A 20,586-nucleotide genomic window follows, 5' to 3' on the forward strand; every position below is an offset into this window, starting at 1 on the left:
AAAATTCATATCGGTATTCAACCTGACGTATATTTTAGCGTTGTCGGTTGAGCCTACTCAATCCCTAATCAATTGAGCAAAACTCTCCCCTGTGCCTTTTAGCTAGGTCTGTGCTTAGCCTTATGCACAGTTCTCCATAAAGCCTTATACACAGGGCTTGATTTGGTGCACGATATCGCTTTTAACTTAACGAACAAAAAGCCCCTGAACAAATCAATATCCAGGGGCTGTAATGAAACTGTGGTAGCTAAAAACCACTAACCAAGTACGTGGTCAAACAATTGCACATCAACCTGTGCACCTTGTTCACAACCGGGATGTTGTTGACCTAAAACGATATAACAATTGGCTTTACTCATTGAGGACAACACGCCTGATCCCTGGTGCGACAGCGGCGTTACCACTAGGCTGCCATCGTCATCAACCGCGGCAAACCCCCGTTGAAAATCCATCCGGCCCGGACGTTTTTTGATTGCCATTTTAGTGATGGCTTTTAATGTCAGAGTTTTTACCGGTTTGGCGCCGGACATTTTTGTTAACGCGGGCACCACCAGTTGATGAAAAGTCACCGTCGCAGAGACAGGATTCCCTGGTAACCCAAAAAACACACTGTTTGGTAATTGCCCAAAGGCAAATGGTTTACCAGGTTTCATCGCCACTTTCCAAAATTCAATATGCCCCAATTCATCCAGCACATCTTTGGTGTAATCCGCATCTCCGACTGAAACCCCGCCTGAACTAATCACCGCATCAGCCATCTCATTTGCCTGATTAAACGCATCACGAATTTTAACCATATCATCGGCAATAATGCCAAAATCAATGATATCGACATTTACCCGCTTTAACATCGCAATGATTGCATGGCGATTGCTTTCATAAATGTCACCGTCATTCAGCGTATCGCCCGGCGATTTCAATTCATCTCCGGTGGAAAAGACGGCGACTTTAGGCTTGCGATAAACACTGACTTTATCTACCCCCAATGAGGCTAACAGGCCAACATCAACGCTTTTAAAACGATGGCCGGCGGCAAATACTGGTTGGTTTTTGGCAATATCTTCTCCGGCCATACGAATATGACTGCCAGGCTTTAGCGCCTGGTTCAGAGTGATCTGCTTATCATTGATTTGCACATTTTCCTGCATTTCCACCGCATTAGCAGAATCCGGAACCACGGCTCCGGTCATGATGCGAATACACTCTCCTGCCTGCAGTTGGCCAGTAAAAGGTTGTCCTGCCATTGCCACACCAACGAGATGAAACTGACGACCCGCTTCAATTATCCCATCAGAAAAATCGCCACAAATGGCGTAACCATCCATGGCTGAGTTATTGTGCGCGGGCACATTGATTGGTGAAACGGTTTCGCTGGCCGCTACGCGGTTATCCGCATGGGTAATCGAAATATCTTCAACGCTATGAATTGGCGTGATGTTGTTCAAAAGGTTTGCTAATGCGTCTTGCATTGGCATCAGGCCTGGGGCACTGCAGCAATCAACCATGATAGTTCTCTTGTAGGTAGATGTTCACATCCAGGTTATCGTTACCCAGGTATAAACAATGTAATTTTAATATCGCTAAATGCTCGAATTTTTTGTTATCAGCCAGTGATTGAAACTCAATATTCGATAAGTTCAAGGCGCTAGCGAGCCTGATAATTGACCATCCAAACCGCCGCTTCAACCCTTGATTTTAGCTGCAGTTTTTTCAATAGATGTTTAACGTGAACTTTGACCGTGCCATCGGAAATGTCCAGTTCTCGAGCGATAAGTTTATTGCTTAATCCTTTGGCGATTAATTTTAATATTTCCAGTTCTCTGGAGGTTAATAAGGAAATTCCGTTATTACCTTTGCGATCTGGCTTGCGCAGCGCCGTTGCCAGCACTTCGGTGAGCTTTTCGCTCATCACCATTTTGCCTAACGTAGCTTCTTTAATTTTTTCAATTAGCTCGTCCGGATCCATATCCTTTAACAAGTAGCCATCGGCACCGGATTTTATCGCTTCAATCACATCTTCATCGTTATCCGATACCGTTAACATTAAGATACGAGCGGTTTCGCCTTGGGCACGCAATGTTCTTAAAGTTTCCAACCCGTCCATTCCCTGCATATTTAGATCAAGAGTAATTAAATCGGGTTCACATTGTTTCGCCAATTCCAGCGCTTCTGCACCAGAGCTCGCTTCTCCTACCAAGGTTAACTCATCTTCAAATTCAATTAATTGCCGAAGCCCTTTACGTAACAACGGATGATCGTCCACCATCAGGATTGAAACTGCTTGCTCTTTACTCATTGCGATCACTCTCCATTACCTTAGTCGCGCCCATGATAAATTGTTGGATGCATATAAACTTGATATGAATCAAATTTTCCTAGGATTTGTCCATCAAGTAAACATACTTTAGGAGGTAGATTAACCTATCCCAAAGGGAGTATCTATCAAATGTTCCGTTTCGCCCTGAAGCCCTGTAAAAATAAGGCTTGCATTAAATATTGGGTTAACTTCCCGAACAGTTCCCGAACATTTGTATCGTTTTATATCAATAAGTTGTACCTACTGAAGTGAATTGTTGTCGTGCTCGACTTTGCCCATAGTGAACCAGTCAATCATAAAACATAAAATTTGGAGAAAACCATGGCTGACCTACAAAAGTGGGATCCTGAAGACGAAAAATTTTGGGAGTCCGAAGGGAAAAAAATCGCAAATCGTAATCTATGGATTTCAATCCCTAGCTTGCTTTGCGGCTTTGCCGTTTGGCTTTATTGGGGCGTTATCACTGTACAGATGTTGAATTTAGGCTTTCCATTTGAGAAGCCTGAATTATTTACATTAATGGCAATCTCGGGCTTGACCGGGGCAACGTTGCGCATTCCCAGCAGCTTCTTTATTCGCCTCTGCGGCGGACGAAATACACTCTTTTACACGACAGCGCTATTAATTATCCCAGCGGTCGGTACTGGTATTGCTTTGCAAAACCCAGACACACCGTTATGGGTGTTCCAGCTTTTGGCATTCCTATCGGGTATTGGTGGTGGTAATTTTGCATCATCAATGTCTAACATCAGTTTCTTTTTCCCTAAAAAACAACAAGGCTACGCCCTTGGAATGAACGCGGGTTTAGGTAACTTCGGTGTAACCTCAATGCAAATTTTGGTACCACTGTTTATGACTTTTGCTGCCTTTGGCGGTGATCCAATGACCTTGTTAAATTCCAGCGGCACCTTGATCGGTAAAATCCCGGCAGGTACCGATACCTGGATTCAAAATGCAGGCTTCGTCTGGTTAATATTCTTAGTGCCTCTCGCCTTTGCTGGCTGGTTCGGACTTAATAATATCCGTACTCCAGAAGTTTCTCCGAATATTTCAAACCCACTGCAATCCTGGTTGTTAATCACCGTAATGCTACTGATTGGTTTTGCAACGGCTGGTGTTGGCCTGTGGCTATTATTGCCAGAAGCGGCAAATGGTTCAGGGTTCGGAGTTCCTAAAGAAATCGTACTGGTTCTGGTTATCGTCGCGACTGTATTCTTGTTAAAGCAATTACCTGGCGCGATCAAAAACAGTCTGGAACGTCAATACAAAATTTTTGACAACAAACACACATGGGTAATGAGTATTATCTATACCATGACGTTTGGTTCATTTATTGGATTTGCGGCGTCCTTCCCACTGTCAATTAAAGTCATCTTTGGCTATCAACACTTGATGGTCGATGGTGTGATGACCCATGATACGATAAATCCGAATGGCCCAAGTGCATTAATGTATGCCTGGATGGGACCATTTATCGGCGCGTTAATTCGCCCAGTTGGTGGTTGGATATCCGATAAAGTTGGTGGCGCACTAGTGACACAAATCTGTGCCGTAGTCATGGTAGGTAGCGCACTGGGTGTTGCTTACTACATGCAGGCCGCTTATCAATCAGCAACGCCTGAACAGTTCTTTGTTGAGTTCTTTGTGTTGTTCTTGTTGTTATTTGCTGCAACCGGTATCGGTAACGGCTCAACGTTCAGAACCATTGCTATGGTATTCCCGAAAGAACAGGCAGGCCCGGTTCTTGGCTGGACCTCAGCAGTAGCAGCCTATGGCGCATTTTACATCCCGAAAGTATTGGGTGAGCAAATCAAAGCGACAACGCCAGAAATCGCATTAGTCGGATTCGCTGTGTTCTACATGGTGTGCTTATTGATTAACTGGTGGTTCTATTTACGTAAAAATGGTGAGTTTTATAACCCATAACAGGTTATAACATCGCGAAAAAGGGACATTTTAATGTCCCTTTTTTTTATTCCGGATAACATAAATCCTAACTACCGGATTAACACCAAGCCTTGTTCAAAGCTGGTCAACTCACATCAAAATGCTCGGCCTCTTCAGATTTAGTGACCCAAGGTCGAGGAGCATAGCTTTGGCCTTTTTGAATAGCACATTAACGGCTCTGAAGTTTACTGGGCTCTGCACGCATTTCTCGGGCTTGCTTTGGTGAAATCTCAGGGAACGCACCTAACCCCATGGTCGTGCGCTTTCCCGTTAAAGTTTTAGTGTAAACAAAAATTCATTGCTTGTTGAAGACAGGCATTACCTTAACAACCAAACCTCTGCCCTCTCGCAGTTTGTATACTTTGTTCTTAGGCTTAGCGAGTTTAATTGTTGTAGCATGACGTGGGTGAATTGATCAGGTTTTGTTTGATTTTGTGGAGTACCGATTGATTGGCTAACTATTTGGAACTCCTTAAAGTACCGCTAAACTTTTCTGTTCTCAACAAATCTAGTGATATTTCTTAGGACATAAAAAACCGAAACCTCTTGTTAAATAAGAGTATTTCGGCTTTTCTGGGTTCTCTTTGAACCTAATAATGGTGCGGATGGAGGGACTCGAACCCTCACGCCCTTTCGAGCACAGCGACCTCAACGCTGCCTGTCTACCAATTTCAGCACATCCGCGAGAATTTGCTTAGTTTGGAACGTCAGACTCGTTGTTGTCGTCGCTCACTGGAACATCTGTTGGCTCTAAACTTTGGGTTTGTTCAGCGCCTGGGTTTAGATTGTTCCACTCGTCACCTTTCTTAGTCGCTTGTGCGGTTAAGTTACCTAAAAATAGGCTGATCACGAAAAATCCGGTTGCAAGAATTGCGGTGGTTTTTGTCATAAAATTGCCAGAACCACTTGAACCAAAAATCGTTGCTGATGAACCTGCACCAAAAGACGCGCCCATATCGGCACCTTTACCTTGTTGGATCAAAATAAAACCAATCAAGATTAATGCAACAACTAAATAAACAACGATCAAAATCTCGTATAACATGAATGAATCCTTTATTCTGCAGCGCAGATTGTCTTAAACTCTTCTACTTTTAAACTCGCACCGCCAATCAGGCCGCCGTCGATATCCGGCTGAGCAAACAGTTCCTGGTAATTACCAGCATTAACACTGCCGCCATATAAAATTGCAACTTTTTCTGCCACATTGGCGTCTGTTGCCGCAATATACTCGCGAATAAAGCGATGCGTTTGCTGAGCCATCTCAGCGGACGCTGTTTTTCCGGTTCCTATCGCCCAAACAGGCTCATAGGCAAAAACAACGTCAAATAATTCGTGACTCTCTAAAGCCGCCAACACTGGAGCTAATTGCTGGGATAACACATTCTCAGTATTCCCATCTTCTCGCTCCTGTTCGCTTTCACCAATACATACAATTGGTGTTAAGCCCTGTGCCAAAGCAACTTTAGCTTTCTCGGCAATCAACTCGGAGTTTTCCGCAAATAAACTGCGACGCTCTGAATGACCGACAATGACATATTGTACCGATAAATCTTTCAGCATTAAAGCTGAAACTTCACCGGTTAATGCGCCTTTTAACTGCTCATTGATGTTCTGGGCACCAATTGCCACACGGCTATTGCTATTTGCTTGAGTCAAAGCCCCTAAATAAGGTGCAGACGGACAGATAATGACTTGCACGTCATCACTAATCGTAATGGCATTTAATGCAGTGGTCATTTCGCTAATCAACGAGGCATCCCCGTTCATTTTCCAGTTAGCGGCAACAATTGTATTTCTGTGCATAGTCGCTCCCTTATTAAGTGGCGAGATATTAACGAACCTGCAAACAAGATACAAGTGAATAAATCACTTCCCTGTTTATTTGCTTAAAAGACAAACAATTTGTTTACAAGCGTAACCGAAGTCGGCATTCGCGCTGATTAAACAGCACGAACCTTATCGGCAATACTTTCTGCCAATGTTTTTACTTCATCGGCATCCGGGCCTTCAACCATCACTCTAACTAACGGCTCAGTTCCGGATTTGCGTAACAATACACGACCACGGCCCGCGAGTTCTTGTTCAACCACTTTCACCTGTTGTTTAACGCTTGGATCAGATAACGGATCGCTACCTTCAACGAAGCGGACATTGACCAGTAATTGCGGAAGCTTTTGCATTCCCTGACGCAAGGTAAACAGATTCTTTGCGGATTGTTGAATTGCTTCTAAAACATTCAATGCGGCAACAATACCATCACCAGTAGACGTGCAATTAAGGTTAATAATATGACCTGAATTTTCGGCGCCAAGCTGCCAATTATTGGCTTTTAGTTTTTCCATCACATAACGATCACCAACGTTGGCGCGCTCAAATGGAATATCTAATTGCTGTAATGCCAACTCAAGACCCATGTTACTCATCAAAGTACCAACAACCCCGCCATTCAATTGTTGACGTTGCTGCGCCGCGCGAGCGATGATAAAGATTAATTCATCACCATCAACGACATTCCCTAAGTGATCAACCATCATCAAACGGTCACCGTCACCATCCAGAGCAATACCTAAGTCTGCTTCCTGTTCAACCACTAACCGACTGATATTGGCCATGGATGTTGCGCCACAATCGTCATTAATGTTGATACCATCTGGCTTAGATGCAAATTCAATAACAGTAGCGCCAAGCTCCCTAAATACATTAGGGGCAATGTGGTAGGTGGCACCATTTGCGCAATCTACGACGATTTTAAGACCCGTTAACGTTAATGGCGCTGGGAAATTACTCTTACAAAATTCAATATAACGACCCGCGGCATCATTAATGCGTACGGCCTTGCCTAATTTCGCAGATTCCACGCAATCCATTGGTTCGTCGAGCATTTTTTCGATCGCCAACTCAATATCATCCGGCAGTTTCTCACCACTGGTTGAAAAGAATTTAATGCCGTTGTCATAATAAGGATTATGAGAAGCACTAATAACAATGCCAGCCTCTGCTCTGAACGTTTTGGTCAGATACGCCACCGCCGGTGTTGGCATTGGCCCCATTAAGCCGATATCAATGCCAGCTGCACTAAAGCCTGCTTCAAGCGCCGACTCAAGCATATAACCCGAGATCCGGGTGTCTTTACCGATTAAGACTTTCTTGGTACCACTAGTCGCTAATACTTTACCTGCGGCCCAACCAAGCTTCATTACAAACTCTGGCGAAATTGGCGCTTTACCGACTAAGCCACGTACCCCGTCGGTACCGAAATATTTTCTTGAACTCACTTAACGGATCTCCTTATGAGTTGCATTTAACACGTTAATTGCATCCGCGGTTTCTTTGACATCGTGAACACGAATAATGCTGGCACCATTCATGGCTGCGATAACTGCCGCCGACAAACTGCCCGATAAGCGTTCTGCTACCGGTCGATTTAATAAATTACCAATCATCGATTTACGAGAAATACCCGCCAAAATTGGCAGACCTAGTTCCTGTAATTCGTGTTGATTGGCGAGAAGTTGATAGTTCTGTTGTAAGGTTTTACCAAAACCGTAACCAGGATCGACAATTATATTTTTCCGTTGGATCCCGGCTTGCTCACACACCTTAATGCGTTCCTTAAAAAACTGTATGACATCCTGAAGCACGTCGTCATAATGCGGAGCATCTTGCATAGTGCGAGGCAAGCCTTGCATATGCATTAAACAAACGGGTAATTGGGTTTTTGCGACAATATCAATACAACCAGGGTTTTGCAGTGCGCGTACGTCATTAATGAGGTCGGCACCGGCGCTCGCCGCCGCGGTCATAACTTGCGCTTTACTGGTATCAATCGAGACAAGAATATCAAAGCGTTGTTTAATCGCTTCGATCACAGGTATCACCCTTGCTAGTTCATCGTTTACAGCGACATCCGCTGCACCGGGACGAGTCGATTCACCACCAATATCTATAATGGATACCCCATCAATAATCATTTGCTCCGCTGCAGCAAGGGCGACATCGATATTGCTAAACTGGCCACCATCAGAAAAAGAATCCGGGGTGACATTTAGTATCCCCATGATTTTCGGCGTGGCTAAATCCAGAATGTGATCTTTAAAGGTAAGTTGCTTGACTGTCATGTCCAAATTATTGTTATTTTGCCTGGCGATTTATACGCTAGACATGATGATTCCCTAACGACAATTTTAAGTGGATATCAACGATTTATAAAGGCTAGATAGTGAATTAATCAAAAAAAAGCCCCCGCGACAGCGAGGGCTTCTAGCATTATTTAATTAGTTCGCCGGGATATCGTCCGGTTTATTCACGTCTACAGTTGCATTGGCAGAACCACTCGGTGGATTACCAGAACTGTCTTCATCGCCATAACCTTTCGGAGCTCGAACTTCAACACGCGCCATTAGATCATCAATTTGCAATGCATCGATGGTCTCATATTTCATTAACGCATCTTTCATGGCGTGCAAGATATCCATATTGTTTTTCAGAATATCTTCTGCACGTTTATAATTGCGTTCAATAAATGCGCGAATTTCTTCGTCAATCTCTTTCGCAGTGTCATCAGACATATGCTTCGATTTCGCTGCCGAACGGCCAAGGAATACTTCACCTTCTTCATCGGCATACAACATCGGTCCCATCTTGTCTGAAAGACCCCATTGCGTCACCATCTTACGGGCGATCTCAGTCGCACGCTCAATATCATTTGAAGCACCGGTTGAAACCTTTTCCGCACCATAAATAATCTCTTCGGCAATTCGACCACCATAAAGGCTCGAGATCATACTTTCCAAATGCATTTTAGAATGACTAACACGGTCTTGCTCAGGTAAGTACATGGTCACACCCAACGCACGACCACGAGGAATGATACTGACTTTATACACTGGATCATGTTCTGGTACCATGCGACCAACAATCGCATGACCGGCTTCATGGTATGCGGTCATTTCTTTTTCAGACTCGCTCATCACCATGGAACGACGCTCTGCACCCATCATGATTTTATCTTTGGCTTTGTCAAATTCTGCCATCGACACTAAACGGCGACTGGTACGGGCTGCAAATAATGCCGCTTCGTTAACCAGGTTTGCCAAATCAGCACCAGAGAATCCCGGCGTTCCGCGGGCAATTACCGCAGCATCTACGTCATCACCCAGAGGTACTTTACGCATATGCACTTTAAGAATTTGTTCACGGCCACGAATGTCCGGTAAGCCGACTGTCACCTGACGGTCAAAACGACCTGGACGCAGTAACGCTGGATCAAGTACGTCTGGACGGTTCGTCGCGGCGATCACGATGACCCCCTCATTACCCTCAAAGCCGTCCATTTCAACCAGCATTTGGTTCAAGGTTTGCTCACGCTCATCGTGACCACCACCAAGACCAGCACCACGTTGACGGCCGACGGCATCAATTTCATCGATAAAGATGATACAAGGTGCAGATTTTTTCGCCTGGTCGAACATGTCACGCACACGAGACGCACCGACACCAACAAACATTTCAACGAAATCAGAACCGGAAATACTGAAAAATGGTACTTTCGCTTCACCGGCAATGGCTTTCGCCAATAAGGTTTTACCGGTACCTGGCTGACCTACCATGAGAACACCCGATGGAATACGACCACCAAGCTTCTGGAATTTTGAAGGATCGCGTAAGTAATCAACCAGTTCCGCCACTTCTTCTTTGGCTTCATCACAACCGGCGACATCGGCAAACGTCGTTTTGATTTGATCATCGCTTAACAGGCGAGCTTTACTCTTGCCGAACGACATTGCGCCTTTACCACCGCCGCCTTGCATCTGGCGCATAAAGAAAATCCAGATACCGACCAACAATAACATCGGGAACCAGTTGATAAAGATACTGGCAAGTAGGCTTTGCTCTTCAGGAAGTACACCTTCCACTCTCACATCATGACTGATCAGGTCATCAAGCAACCCATCATCGTACTGAGTCGGGATTAGTGTCGTGAAAGTGCCACCAGCTCGTTTGGTTCCGGTAATTACACCATTGCTTTCAATTTTTACGTCTCGAACCTGACCTTGCGTCACTTCATTGATGAAGGTTGTATAGTCAATCTTACTGTCAGTGGCATTGCTTGGTGTAAAGCTTTGAAACACGGACATTAGTACAATGGCTATCACTAACCACAAAATTAGGTTTTTTACCATATCGCTCAATTTGATGGCCTCTTAGAAAATCGGATAAATAAAATACAGGGCGATGTTACTAATAGTTAACTTTACTACAGTTTGTATCCAGTAGCTACTATATAAACTTCTCGAGAGCGGGCCCGAGAAGAGTCAGGTTTGCGGGTTTTTACCGTAGTAAATGCCTGCCTGACGTCTTTCACAAACTGGTCAAAGCCTTCACCCTGAAATACCTTGACCACAAAACTGCCGTTTCGTTTCAGCACCTGAGTGCACATATCAAGCGCCAGCTCGACTAAGTACATACTGCGAGCCTGATCCGTGGCCTCATTACCACTAAAATTTGGCGCCATATCGGACATAACGGTATCTACGTTGCGGCCATCGATTCGGTTTAACAAGGTTTCCAGAACCGCGTCCTCACGAAAATCGCCCTGCAGAAAATCGACCCCGACTAATGGGTCCATTGGTAAGATATCGCACGCCACAACATGACCACTCTCTCCTACCACTTTCGCCGCATATTCTGACCAACCACCGGGCGCCGCGCCTAAGTCGACTATGGTCATACCGGGTTTGATCAATTTATCTTTTTGATTAATTTCTTCAATTTTAAATACGGCACGGGAGCGCAGGCCCAGTTTCTGCGCCTTTTTGACATATTCATCGTCAAAGTGTTCCTGCATCCAGCGATTTGAACTGGAGGCTAATTTTGGTTTCTTAGATTTACTCATTTAAATGCATAGATAAATTAGTATTACTGACAAGATGGCGTTAAAATATAAGGAATTCAAGTAACCACCATGAAATTTTTTAATGAACCTAAATAAAAAACAAATTCAGTACCTTAAAGGCATGGCTCATTCGCTGAAGCCTGTGGTCCTTTTAGGCAGTAATGGATTAACCGAAGCGGTTATCGCTGAAATTGACTACGCATTGAATCATCACGAGTTGATCAAGGTTAAAATCCCAACCGATGACCGAGAAGTTAAGCAGTTGATCATTGAAGCCATTATCCGTGAAACCAATGCCACAAAAGTACAAACCATTGGTAAAACTTTGGTGATGTACCGTCAGTCTGACGAGAAAAAAATCGCCATTCCTAAATTGTAAGCAATGGTGTCAAAGTCGAAAAAAGCGCTTGTGGCTATGCCGCGATGCGCTTTTTTTTGTGCCTATCGATTTGCGATTTTCATTCCCCTTCGCCAAATAAAAGCACTTAAAGTGAAATAATGCTCAACTGGCTCCGGATCGGTTGTCGTAGTTAAAACCGCCGCGAATATGCAAAGAAAATATCAATACGACTGGATTCATCCGTAAGTGGGCTATCCACGATTGAATCTGCGAACCAGGTTTTCTTAATCCCCATTCGTGTAATGCCGCCCAATAATACCGGGGTAAAGAAACTCACCCCCAAGGTTGGATTCAATGCACTGCCTGCTTGGTAAAACGAGCGTTGTGCTGACACCTCATTGGCTCGCACACCGTAATAATAATCGGCCATTTTATCATCGACGTAACTCAGGCCGATATTCGGTTCAAAAAAGAATGGGCCGTAACTAAACACCTTACCAAACGATGCCGTTAATTCATAACCATTGTAACGACCGAGCACGTCAAAGACTGCTTGCGTGTCAAAGCGCCAGTCATCTTTTTGCCAACGGAACCCAAGCCCAGCGTCCATCGAAAATTTACGCTCTGCCATCCCTGCAAAAATAAAACTATCGTCTTCATCAAAACCGGCAAATCGTGGAGCCAGTTTTAACGAGATTTCAATACTATCGGTTTCATAGACATCATAACTTGCAAACGGACCATAGATTGTGAATGTCTCACCCCGATAGCCAATGACAGGTAGAGGAATAAAACGTCGGTCATAGCCTTTGTATATTTCATTATTGAGACTCAAACCCAGTCCGTAGATAAACCCATAAGGTTCGACTTTTGAGCGGTTCTCGCCACGACCACGATTGGCCTCTTGGTTCACCTCTTCTTGAAACGCAATCGCATTTGCGGACAACCAGAAAAAGAGTGTAAAAATTATAATTTTATTTATCATTCGCGAAATACTTAATTAACGTTAACAAGAGTTTACTACTTAAAGAGAAACTAAAGTAGCGTCGGAATATAACGGAAAGGGAAATCCTTTACCAAGCCTGCCAAGAGATACGAGCTCAAACAAATAACGGATTAATGGAAATGAAAATTTCCATCACAACCAACAATAGCGTGGAAAATTGGCCAATAAAAAAGGCGTCCTGAGGACGCCTTTTTTGATTACTTATGCTCTACCGAGATAATTTCATATTCAACCTGACCACCCGGTGTCGTGACTTCTACCTCACTATCCACCTGTTTACCGATCAGCGCACGAGCGATTGGCGAGCTCACACTAATTCGGTTTTGCTTAATGTCGGCTTCATCATCACCAACAATTTGGTAGGTGACTTCTGCGTCGGTGTCGATATTCAACAAAGTTACCGTCACCCCGAAAATCACTTTATGATTATTCGGAATTTTAGTGATATCGATAATTTGAGCATTACCCAATTTACCTTCGATTTCCTGAATACGGCCTTCACAAAAACCCTGTTCTTCACGTGCAGCGTGGTACTCAGCGTTTTCTTTCAAATCGCCGTGCTCGCGAGCCTCTGCAATCGATGCAACGATTTCCGGGCGACGAACAGATTTCAATTGATTTAATTCTTCACGAAGCTTATCGGCTCCCTGAACTGTCATCGGATACGTAGTCATTATTGACACCTTTTATGTAATTCTTGGATAGATGTTACTTTATTACGGTCGTCTGCTGAATGCGCCATACATGCAGCAAAAGCAGCATTTAACGTCGTAGTATAATTAACTTTGTAACGTAATGCACCGCCACGAAGCTGTTTCGAATCTTCGATAGCTTTACGACCTTCAGTGGTGTTAATAATGTAGCTGTACTCACCATTTTTAATTCTATCAAGAATGTGTGGACGCCCTTCGTGAACCTTGTTAACCAAACGCACTGGCACATCGGCTTCGCCAAGAACAACGGCAGTACCATGTGTAGCATCAAGTTTATAACCCAATTCAATCAGCTGTTTAGCCAGTTCAAGTACTCGGGTTTTATCACTGTCACGAACCGAGATTAACGCACGTCCGGTTTTTGGAACCGTCACACCCGCACCTAGGTTTGCTTTAGCATAGGCTTCTTCAAACGTATCACCTACACCCATGACTTCACCCGTTGAACGCATTTCCGGACCAACAAGCGGGTCGACACCGTGGAACTTGTTAAACGGGATCACCACTTCTTTCACCGAGTAAAATGGAGGGATTGTTTCTTTGGTGATGCCCTGCTCTTTTAAAGACTTACCAGACATAACACGCGCGGCGATTTTCGCTAAAGGAACACCTGTCGCTTTCGAAACAAACGGTACGGTACGAGCAGCACGTGGGTTTACTTCAATCAGATAAACTTTGTTATCTTTTACCGCAAATTGGGTATTCATTAAGCCGATAACGCCCAGTTCGAACGCCAACTTAGTGACTTGCTCACGCATTACATCCTGAATTTCCTGGCTCAGACTGTAAGCTGGCAATGAACACGCTGAATCACCGGAGTGAACACCTGCCTGTTCGATATGCTGCATAATACCGCCTATAACCACGTCCTTGCCATCACACATGGCATCGATATCCACTTCAATAGCATCATCAAGGAAACGGTCAAGCAATACCGGTGCTTCGTTAGAAACACTTACTGCATCGGTCATATAGCGGCGCAAGTCCTGCTCGTCATATACGATTTCCATCGCTCGGCCACCAAGCACATAGGATGGACGAACCACCATAGGGAAGCCGATACCGTTAGCTTTGGCAACGGCTTCTTCCAAAGAGGTTACCGTTGCATTTTCTGGCTGTAGCAAATCTAGGCGATCTACTGCCTGCTGGAAACGCTCACGGTCTTCTGCACGATCAATGGCATCCGGAGAGGTACCAATAATCGGAACACCAGCCGCTTCTAAAGCGCGGGCCAGTTTTAATGGTGTTTGACCACCATACTGGACAATGACGCCTTTTGGCTTTTCAACACGTACGATTTCGAGCACGTCTTCAAATGTTACTGGTTCGAAGTACAAACGATCCGAGGTATCGTAGTCGGTAGAAACCGTTTCCGGGTTACAGTTAACCATGATGGTTTCATAACCGTCTTCACGTAAGGCCAAAGCCGCATGAACACAACAGTAATCAAATTCAATTCCCTGACCGATACGGTTAGGGCCGCCACCAAGAATAATAATCTTATCTTTGTCTGACGGCTTCGCTTCACACTCTTCATCGTAGGTTGAATACATGTATGCCGTATCTGAGCTAAATTCTGCCGCACAGGTATCAACACGCTTGTATACCGGGAAGATTTCAGCTGCATGACGCTTCTTACGAATTTCCGCTTCCGATACACCGATAAGCTCGGCAAGACGAATGTCGGCAAAACCTTTGCGTTTTAACTGACGTAAATAGTCAACGGTTAATCCCGCCATGCCACCATCAGTGACTTTTTGTTCATGCTTAACAATGTCTTCAATCTGGATCAGGAACCAAGGGTCAACTTTGGTTGCTTTAAATACATCATCAACGCTAAGACCTAAACGGAATGCATCGGCGATATACCAGATTCGCTCAGCGCCAGCTTCCTGCAACTCGTGCATGATAGTGGTTTTGGCACCCGGTTTGGTTACATCAACGATAGGATCAAAACCGTGAGCGCCTACTTCCAAGCCACGAAGGGCTTTTTGTAAAGATTCTTGTTGATTACGACCGATGGCCATAACCTCACCAACAGATTTCATTTGCGTGGTTAGACGATCTTCTGCACCGACGAACTTTTCAAAGTTAAAACGCGGTATCTTAGTAACGACGTAATCAATTGTTGGTTCGAATGATGCAGGGGTTGCACCACCGGTAATATCATTGCTTAGTTCATCTAAGGTGTAACCAATGGCCAGCTTTGCCGCGATTTTTGCAATTGGGAAACCTGTTGCTTTCGAAGCGAGCGCCGATGAACGCGATACACGCGGGTTCATCTCGATAATGACCATACGGCCAGTATCTGGGTCGACACCGAATTGCACGTTAGAACCACCGGTTTCAACACCGATTTCACGCAATACAGCCAATGAGGCATTACGCATGATTTGATATTCTTTATCGGTCAACGTTTGAGCTGGTGCAACCGTGATAGAGTCACCCGTATGAATCCCCATGGGGTCGAAGTTTTCAATCGCACAAACAATAATACAATTATCGTTTTTGTCGCGAACCACTTCCATTTCATACTCTTTCCAGCCAATCAATGATTCATCAATCAAAAGTTCGCTGGTTGGTGATAAATCCAAGCCGCGGGTACAAATTTCTTCAAACTCTTCACGGTTATACGCGATACCACCACCGGTACCACCCATGGTAAATGAAGGTCGGATAATACATGGAAAGCCGATACGTTCAGACGTCGACAAGGCTTCTGCCATAGTGTGGACGATTTCTGCACGAGGCGTTTCCAGGCCGATATTCTTCATCGCTTTATCAAAACGATTACGGTCTTCCGCTTTATCGATTGCATCGGCAGTCGCACCAATCATTTCAACATTGAATTCTTCCAGAACACCGTGTTTTTCCAAATCAAGCGCACAATTCAATGCGGTTTGACCACCCATGGTCGGTAATACCGCATCCGGGCGCTCTTTCTCGATAATACGACGAACCACTTCCCAGTGAATCGGCTCAATGTAAGTTGCATCGGCCATATTTGGGTCGGTCATGATGGTAGCCGGGTTGGAGTTTACCAGAATCACCCGGTAACCTTCTTCCCTAAGTGCTTTACAAGCTTGAGCTCCCGAATAGTCGAATTCACAGGCTTGACCAATTACGATTGGACCCGCCCCTAAAATAAGAATACTTTTTATGTCAGTACGTTTTGGCATGTTTCTACTCTATCTATTCAGTTTGTGGCGCTTATTTGGCTTTGTATTCATTAATTAATTCGATGAAGTGATCGAATAAAGGTGCCGCATCATGCGGACCTGGACTTGCTTCAGGATGCCCCTGAAAACTAAATGCAGGCTTGTCAGTACGGTGGATACCCTGCAGTGAACCGTCAAACAGAGACTTATGAGTCGCTTCAAGATTCGCAGGCAAGGTGTCTTCGTCAACCGCAAAACCATGGTTCTGTGAGGTGATCATCACCACATCACGGCCGATATCTTTCACCGGGTGGTTGGCACCGTGGTGACCAAATTTCATTTTGATGGTATTGGCGCCAGAAGCCAGACCAAGTAACTGATGACCTAGACAGATACCAAATACTGGTACATCGGTCTCTAAGAACGATTGGATTGCTGAAATCGCATAATCACATGGTTCTGGATCGCCAGGGCCATTGGAAAGGAAAATTCCGTCTGGGCTCATTTCCAGTACTTCCGATGCCGGAGTTTGCGCTGGTACAACCGTTAATTTACAGCCGCGGTCAACTAGCATACGCAAGATGTTACGTTTGGCGCCAAAATCATAAGCAACAACATGGTGAGGGTATGCTTCGGGACTCACATGGCCTTTGCCTAGTTGCCAGCTACCTTCAGTCCATTGATATTGTTCTTTGGTTGACACAACTTTTGCTAAGTCCATGCCTTTCAGGCCTGGAAAATCTTTTGCCAGGTTTTGTGCTTTTTCAAGGTCAAGCTCGTCACCGGCTAGAATACAGCCGTTCTGAGCACCTTTTTCACGCAAAATTCGCGTCAGTTTGCGCGTATCGATATCGGCAATACCTAAAATATTGTTGGCAATCAGGTATTCAGATAAAGACTGTTCATTACGGAAATTGCTCGCCAGCAAAGGTAAGTCACGAATTACCAGGCCTTTGGCCCAGATATCACCAGACTCTTCGTCTTCGGTATTGGTACCTGTGTTGCCGATATGAGGATAAGTCAAAGTGACTATTTGTTCAGCGTAGGATGGATCGGTAAGAATTTCTTGATAGCCTGTCATAGCTGTATTAAATACAACCTCGCCAACGGCTGCCCCTGTTGCACCAATTGCAGTGCCTTTGAAGATAGTGCCGTCTTCCAGCACCAAGATGGCAGATTTAGTCAATTTAACCTCCATAGTGAAGAAATAGTCTATAACTGTTAAACACGCCGCTTTCCTAAGCAGATTTAACAATTATTGAGCGGATTTAATGCCAAAAGCTAAATTTTGGCAAATTCCGCGCATTTTACGCGTTACAGAGCTATCCGTCTATAACAAATTAAAACTAATTAACGGTTTCAGGTAAAAAACTTGTCTAAACCGCCAAAAACAACAATTATCTATTTCAATCCCAGTACGTCTTGCATGTCATAAAAACCACTTTCAGCTGTACTTAACCAGCGTGCAGCGCGCATCGCACCTAACGCAAACGTCATTCGCGAAGTCGCTTTATGAGAGATCTCTAATCGTTCACCTAAGTCAGCAAAAAATGCCGTATGCTCGCCAACAATATCGCCCGCTCTTACGGTCGCAAATCCTATGGTATCGGCCTTTCTTTCGTCGCTAATACCTTCTCGCCCATAGACTGCACATTTCTCTAAATCACGACCCAATGTATCGGCGATGACCTGCCCCATTTTTACCGCAGTACCCGATGGTGCATCTTTCTTGAAGCGATGGTGAGCCTCAAAAATTTCTATATCAGTATAGTCGCCAATCGCCTGAGCGGTAATTTGCAATAACTTAAATAATAAATTCACCCCAACACTGGTATTCGGTGCCAGAACCACTGGGATTTTCTCACCCCATTCACGAATGCGTTGCTCTTCTTGAGCATCAAAGCCGGTGGTACCAATAAGCAGCGCTTTATTATGCGTTGCACACCAGTCAATATGACTTAGTGTTGCACCGGGCGCGGTAAAGTCAATAAACACATCAGCGTTGAGTAAATCGTCCATCGAAGAAGTAATTGGCGCATCAGCTTTACTCATACCGCAAAGTTCACCGGCATCTACACCGACTAAGCTTGAGTTCTGGCGAACGGTGCCGCCTACCAATGTAATATCTTCTGCTTCAATGGCAGCTCTTAACAGGTTTTGTCCCATGCGACCGGAACAACCTAATATCGCGACATTTATGGTCATTGATAATCCTTGTTAAACTTATCAGCAAGTGACCCACGATTAGCATCCACTTATGGTGCTTTACGTGTGGCTTTTATTTACATGTTATCGATTCACGATTCACATCAATGTGGACCGTTAGATGTTTACTTAAAGAAAAGCCGGGAAAACCCGGCTTTTTAAATACTAAAGAATGTCTAGCAGTTCCACATCGAATACTAAAGTAGCATACGGAGGAATCGCACCTTGAGAACCACGCTCACCATAAGCAAGGTTATAAGGTACGTGTAGACGCCATTTAGAACCAACTGGCATCATTTGTAGCGCTTCAGTCCAACCGGCAATTACACCGTTCACTGGGAATTCCGCAGGTTGACCGCGATCGTATGAACTATCGAATACGTTACCGTCAGGGAAAGTACCGTGATAGTGAGTACGAACAGTGCTATCAGCAGATGGCTTATCACCATTACCTTCAACTAAGATTTCGTACTGAAGGCCAGATTCGGTAACAGTGACTTCATCACGCTTAGCGTTTTCAGCAAGAAATGCTTCGCCAGCAGCAGATGCTTCTTTTGCCGCTTCCGCTTCTTGTTCCTGAAGTTTTTGAGAAACAACAGTAAACGCGTCTTGTAAATCTTCCTGGCTTACTGCGCTCGCAGCACCAGATAATGCATCAGCAATACCAGCTTGTACTGCTGCAACGTCAAATTCTTTAAACGGGTTATTACGCAATTGATCACCTAATTGACGACCTACACCATAACTAACACGCTGTTCAATAGACTCAAATTTATTTTCTGACATGATAGGTTCTTCTATAAAAAATTCGCCGGCAAGCTTAGCATATCCCGCCTCAACTCTACAGACCTTTTACCACAATAATTGGGTAAAAGGTCTAATAAATAAACAGTTAACTTTACTTGGCTTTCTTCGGTGTTGGGATTTTTGGTTTAACACATTGTGGTCTGGCGGTAGTTGCCGCATAAATGGGCTCAGACTTAGCCAAGTGCTCGGTTAAATTGTTAATACGAGTTTGATTAGACGGGTGAGTCGATAACCATTCTGGTGGCTCGCCGCCGCCGGCTTTGGCCATATTGCGCCACAAAGCAACCGATTCCTCGGGTGCAAAACCCGACTTAGCCATCAGATCCTGACCGATAATATCCGCTTCTGTTTCATGGGTACGACCATAGGGCATCAAAACGCCATATTGGACTCCAATCCCCATGCCCGCCATGATTAAGGCTTTATTATCTACGTCACTTAATGCCAGGGTTGTACCTGCAACCGCAAGACCAATTTTGCTGATTTGATCCGAGCTCAAACGTTCATTGGAATGTTGAGCAATCACATGGCCAACTTCATGACCGACTATCGCCGCTAACTGCCCTTGATTTTCAGTCACTTGCAAAATACCGGTATAGACACCAATTTTGCCACCCGGTAAGGCAAATGCATTGACCATTTCTGAATCGAACACCACCACTTCCCAGCTTCCTTGGTGAACACTGGGATCAACATTAACGGTGATCGCATCGGCAACACACTGCACAAATTTATTGACCGCGGGATCGGTAGAAATGGTTTCCTGGTTTTTCATCTCATCAAATGATCTTGCGCCCATTTGGTTGAGTTCATCAGGAGAATGCATTAATAGCTGTCTTCGCCCTGTAGGGGAAGTGCTACATGCAGCGAGAATACTGGCCAGCAGTAAAGGCAAAGCGATTCGATATTTAGCATTAAATAACATTGAGGTGTTGGTCCCTATCTCAATATGTTTCGTTGTAAACGTATTGTAAATCTCTATTCTCGATTCGCCAAGTGATAATTTAAATCCACCAGGCTCACCCCCAGGGCTGAAAAACCGCCCCCCCTTAACCGCCGTTCCAACACTTTTAATGCACCTGTTCTTCACATTTTCCTGAGCATTTAGTGGCTACACAAATGACAGGATATTCTGCTGACGATTCGCAATGAGTGCGCATCAGTATCAGGGGGTTGCATAGGAATTTATGGTATT

Annotated in this window: 18 protein-coding genes and 1 tRNA gene; 2 read left to right on the forward strand and 17 right to left on the reverse strand. The window is 44.6% G+C overall.

The annotated features are described in order from the left end of the window. Positions 1–257 precede the first annotated feature (257 nt). Positions 258–1,505: a molybdopterin molybdotransferase MoeA gene (moeA, locus tag FE810_RS13180; protein WP_138320536.1), complete on the reverse strand. Its 1,248-nt coding sequence runs from the start codon at positions 1,503–1,505 to the stop codon at positions 258–260. 140 nt (positions 1,506–1,645) lie between these two features. Continuing rightward, positions 1,646–2,296 (reverse strand): two-component system response regulator NarL, encoded by a 651-nt coding sequence (narL, locus tag FE810_RS13185; protein WP_138320537.1) that lies wholly within the window; start codon positions 2,294–2,296, stop codon positions 1,646–1,648. Positions 2,297–2,638: 342 nt separating this feature from the next. On the opposite strand from narL, the gene FE810_RS13190 reads away from it, so the two are divergent. After that, on the forward strand, positions 2,639–4,243 hold the full coding sequence (locus tag FE810_RS13190) for an MFS transporter (RefSeq protein WP_138320538.1): 1,605 nt from the start codon (positions 2,639–2,641) through the stop codon (positions 4,241–4,243). A 190-nt stretch (positions 4,244–4,433) separates the two neighbouring features. On the opposite strand, the gene FE810_RS17295 is transcribed toward FE810_RS13190, so the two are convergent. From FE810_RS17295 to rlmE, 8 genes are all read right to left on the reverse strand, one after another. After that, positions 4,434–4,559 carry an Arm DNA-binding domain-containing protein gene (locus tag FE810_RS17295; RefSeq protein WP_370738936.1) on the reverse strand — a complete coding sequence of 42 codons (126 nt, stop codon included), beginning with the start codon at positions 4,557–4,559 and terminating at the stop codon, positions 4,434–4,436. A gap of 302 nt (positions 4,560–4,861) precedes the next feature. After that, positions 4,862–4,948: transfer RNA gene (locus FE810_RS13195), tRNA-Leu, on the reverse strand. 10 nt (positions 4,949–4,958) lie between these two features. After that, positions 4,959–5,309, reverse strand: coding sequence for a preprotein translocase subunit SecG (gene secG / locus FE810_RS13200; RefSeq protein ID WP_138320539.1), 351 nt, complete (start codon positions 5,307–5,309; stop codon positions 4,959–4,961). A gap of 11 nt (positions 5,310–5,320) precedes the next feature. Then, entirely contained in the window at positions 5,321–6,070 is a 750-nt protein-coding gene (gene tpiA, locus FE810_RS13205) for a triose-phosphate isomerase (RefSeq protein ID WP_138320540.1), read from the reverse strand. Positions 6,071–6,207: 137 nt separating this feature from the next. Further along, entirely contained in the window at positions 6,208–7,542 is a 1,335-nt protein-coding gene (gene glmM, locus FE810_RS13210; protein WP_138320541.1) for a phosphoglucosamine mutase, read from the reverse strand. Then, the gene (gene folP, locus FE810_RS13215; protein WP_138320542.1) at positions 7,543–8,385 is read right to left on the reverse strand and encodes a dihydropteroate synthase; all 843 of its coding nucleotides are present in this window, start codon (positions 8,383–8,385) and stop codon (positions 7,543–7,545) included. It lies immediately after the preceding gene. A 156-nt stretch (positions 8,386–8,541) separates the two neighbouring features. Beyond that, on the reverse strand, positions 8,542–10,458 hold the full coding sequence (gene ftsH / locus FE810_RS13220; protein ID WP_138320543.1) for an ATP-dependent zinc metalloprotease FtsH: 1,917 nt from the start codon (positions 10,456–10,458) through the stop codon (positions 8,542–8,544). A gap of 65 nt (positions 10,459–10,523) precedes the next feature. Continuing rightward, complete coding sequence (rlmE, locus tag FE810_RS13225; protein ID WP_138320544.1) at positions 10,524–11,162, reverse strand: 23S rRNA (uridine(2552)-2'-O)-methyltransferase RlmE; 639 nt, start codon at positions 11,160–11,162, stop codon at positions 10,524–10,526. 82 nt (positions 11,163–11,244) lie between these two features. On the opposite strand from rlmE, the gene yhbY reads away from it, so the two are divergent. After that, positions 11,245–11,541 carry a ribosome assembly RNA-binding protein YhbY gene (gene yhbY / locus FE810_RS13230; RefSeq protein ID WP_138320545.1) on the forward strand — a complete coding sequence of 99 codons (297 nt, stop codon included), beginning with the start codon at positions 11,245–11,247 and terminating at the stop codon, positions 11,539–11,541. A 151-nt stretch (positions 11,542–11,692) separates the two neighbouring features. Here yhbY and FE810_RS13235 read toward each other — a convergent pair whose 3' ends face one another. The 7 genes from FE810_RS13235 to FE810_RS13265 all read right to left on the reverse strand — a co-directional run bounded on the left by FE810_RS13235 (position 11,693) and on the right by FE810_RS13265 (position 20,316). After that, positions 11,693–12,487, reverse strand: coding sequence for a MipA/OmpV family protein (locus FE810_RS13235; protein ID WP_138320546.1), 795 nt, complete (start codon positions 12,485–12,487; stop codon positions 11,693–11,695). A gap of 218 nt (positions 12,488–12,705) precedes the next feature. Next, complete coding sequence (gene greA / locus FE810_RS13240; RefSeq protein ID WP_138320547.1) at positions 12,706–13,182, reverse strand: transcription elongation factor GreA; 477 nt, start codon at positions 13,180–13,182, stop codon at positions 12,706–12,708. Beyond that, entirely contained in the window at positions 13,182–16,400 is a 3,219-nt protein-coding gene (gene carB / locus FE810_RS13245; RefSeq protein WP_138320548.1) for a carbamoyl-phosphate synthase large subunit, read from the reverse strand. The genes greA and carB overlap by 1 nt, the downstream gene beginning before the upstream one ends. A 31-nt stretch (positions 16,401–16,431) precedes the next feature. Then, entirely contained in the window at positions 16,432–17,565 is a 1,134-nt protein-coding gene (carA, locus tag FE810_RS13250) for a glutamine-hydrolyzing carbamoyl-phosphate synthase small subunit (protein ID WP_138320549.1), read from the reverse strand. Positions 17,566–17,780: 215 nt separating this feature from the next. Further along, positions 17,781–18,584, reverse strand: a complete 804-nt coding sequence (gene dapB, locus FE810_RS13255; protein WP_138320550.1) for a 4-hydroxy-tetrahydrodipicolinate reductase — start codon at positions 18,582–18,584, stop codon at positions 17,781–17,783. A 165-nt stretch (positions 18,585–18,749) separates the two neighbouring features. Further along, positions 18,750–19,370: a BamJ family beta-barrel-assembly machinery protein gene (gene bamJ, locus FE810_RS13260; RefSeq protein ID WP_138320551.1), complete on the reverse strand. Its 621-nt coding sequence runs from the start codon at positions 19,368–19,370 to the stop codon at positions 18,750–18,752. A 112-nt stretch (positions 19,371–19,482) separates the two neighbouring features. Next, positions 19,483–20,316: a M48 family metallopeptidase gene (locus FE810_RS13265; RefSeq protein ID WP_138320552.1), complete on the reverse strand. Its 834-nt coding sequence runs from the start codon at positions 20,314–20,316 to the stop codon at positions 19,483–19,485. Positions 20,317–20,586 lie beyond the last annotated feature (270 nt).

This window comes from Thalassotalea litorea (genome assembly GCF_005843925.1).
Classification (GTDB): Bacteria; Pseudomonadota; Gammaproteobacteria; order Enterobacterales; family Alteromonadaceae; genus Thalassotalea_A; species Thalassotalea_A litorea_A.

Excerpts from the sequence above, each read along its gene's own strand:
- carB (WP_138320548.1), bottom strand. The coding sequence starts at position 16,400 with ATGCCAAAACGTACTGACATAAAAAGTATTCTTATTTTAGGGGCGGGT.
- FE810_RS13190 (WP_138320538.1), top strand. The coding sequence starts at position 2,639 with ATGGCTGACCTACAAAAGTGGGATCCTGAAGACGAAAAATTTTGGGAG.
- dapB (WP_138320550.1), bottom strand. The coding sequence starts at position 18,584 with ATGACCATAAATGTCGCGATATTAGGTTGTTCCGGTCGCATGGGACAA.
- folP (WP_138320542.1), bottom strand. The coding sequence starts at position 8,385 with ATGACAGTCAAGCAACTTACCTTTAAAGATCACATTCTGGATTTAGCC.
- narL (WP_138320537.1), bottom strand. The coding sequence starts at position 2,296 with ATGAGTAAAGAGCAAGCAGTTTCAATCCTGATGGTGGACGATCATCCG.
- secG (WP_138320539.1), bottom strand. The coding sequence starts at position 5,309 with ATGTTATACGAGATTTTGATCGTTGTTTATTTAGTTGTTGCATTAATC.
- FE810_RS13235 (WP_138320546.1), bottom strand. The coding sequence starts at position 12,487 with ATGATAAATAAAATTATAATTTTTACACTCTTTTTCTGGTTGTCCGCA.
- yhbY (WP_138320545.1), top strand. The coding sequence starts at position 11,245 with ATGAACCTAAATAAAAAACAAATTCAGTACCTTAAAGGCATGGCTCAT.
- greA (WP_138320547.1), bottom strand. The coding sequence starts at position 13,182 with ATGACTACGTATCCGATGACAGTTCAGGGAGCCGATAAGCTTCGTGAA.
- bamJ (WP_138320551.1), bottom strand. The coding sequence starts at position 19,370 with ATGTCAGAAAATAAATTTGAGTCTATTGAACAGCGTGTTAGTTATGGT.
- tpiA (WP_138320540.1), bottom strand. The coding sequence starts at position 6,070 with ATGCACAGAAATACAATTGTTGCCGCTAACTGGAAAATGAACGGGGAT.
- moeA (WP_138320536.1), bottom strand. The coding sequence starts at position 1,505 with ATGGTTGATTGCTGCAGTGCCCCAGGCCTGATGCCAATGCAAGACGCA.
- rlmE (WP_138320544.1), bottom strand. The coding sequence starts at position 11,162 with ATGAGTAAATCTAAGAAACCAAAATTAGCCTCCAGTTCAAATCGCTGG.
- FE810_RS13265 (WP_138320552.1), bottom strand. The coding sequence starts at position 20,316 with ATGTTATTTAATGCTAAATATCGAATCGCTTTGCCTTTACTGCTGGCC.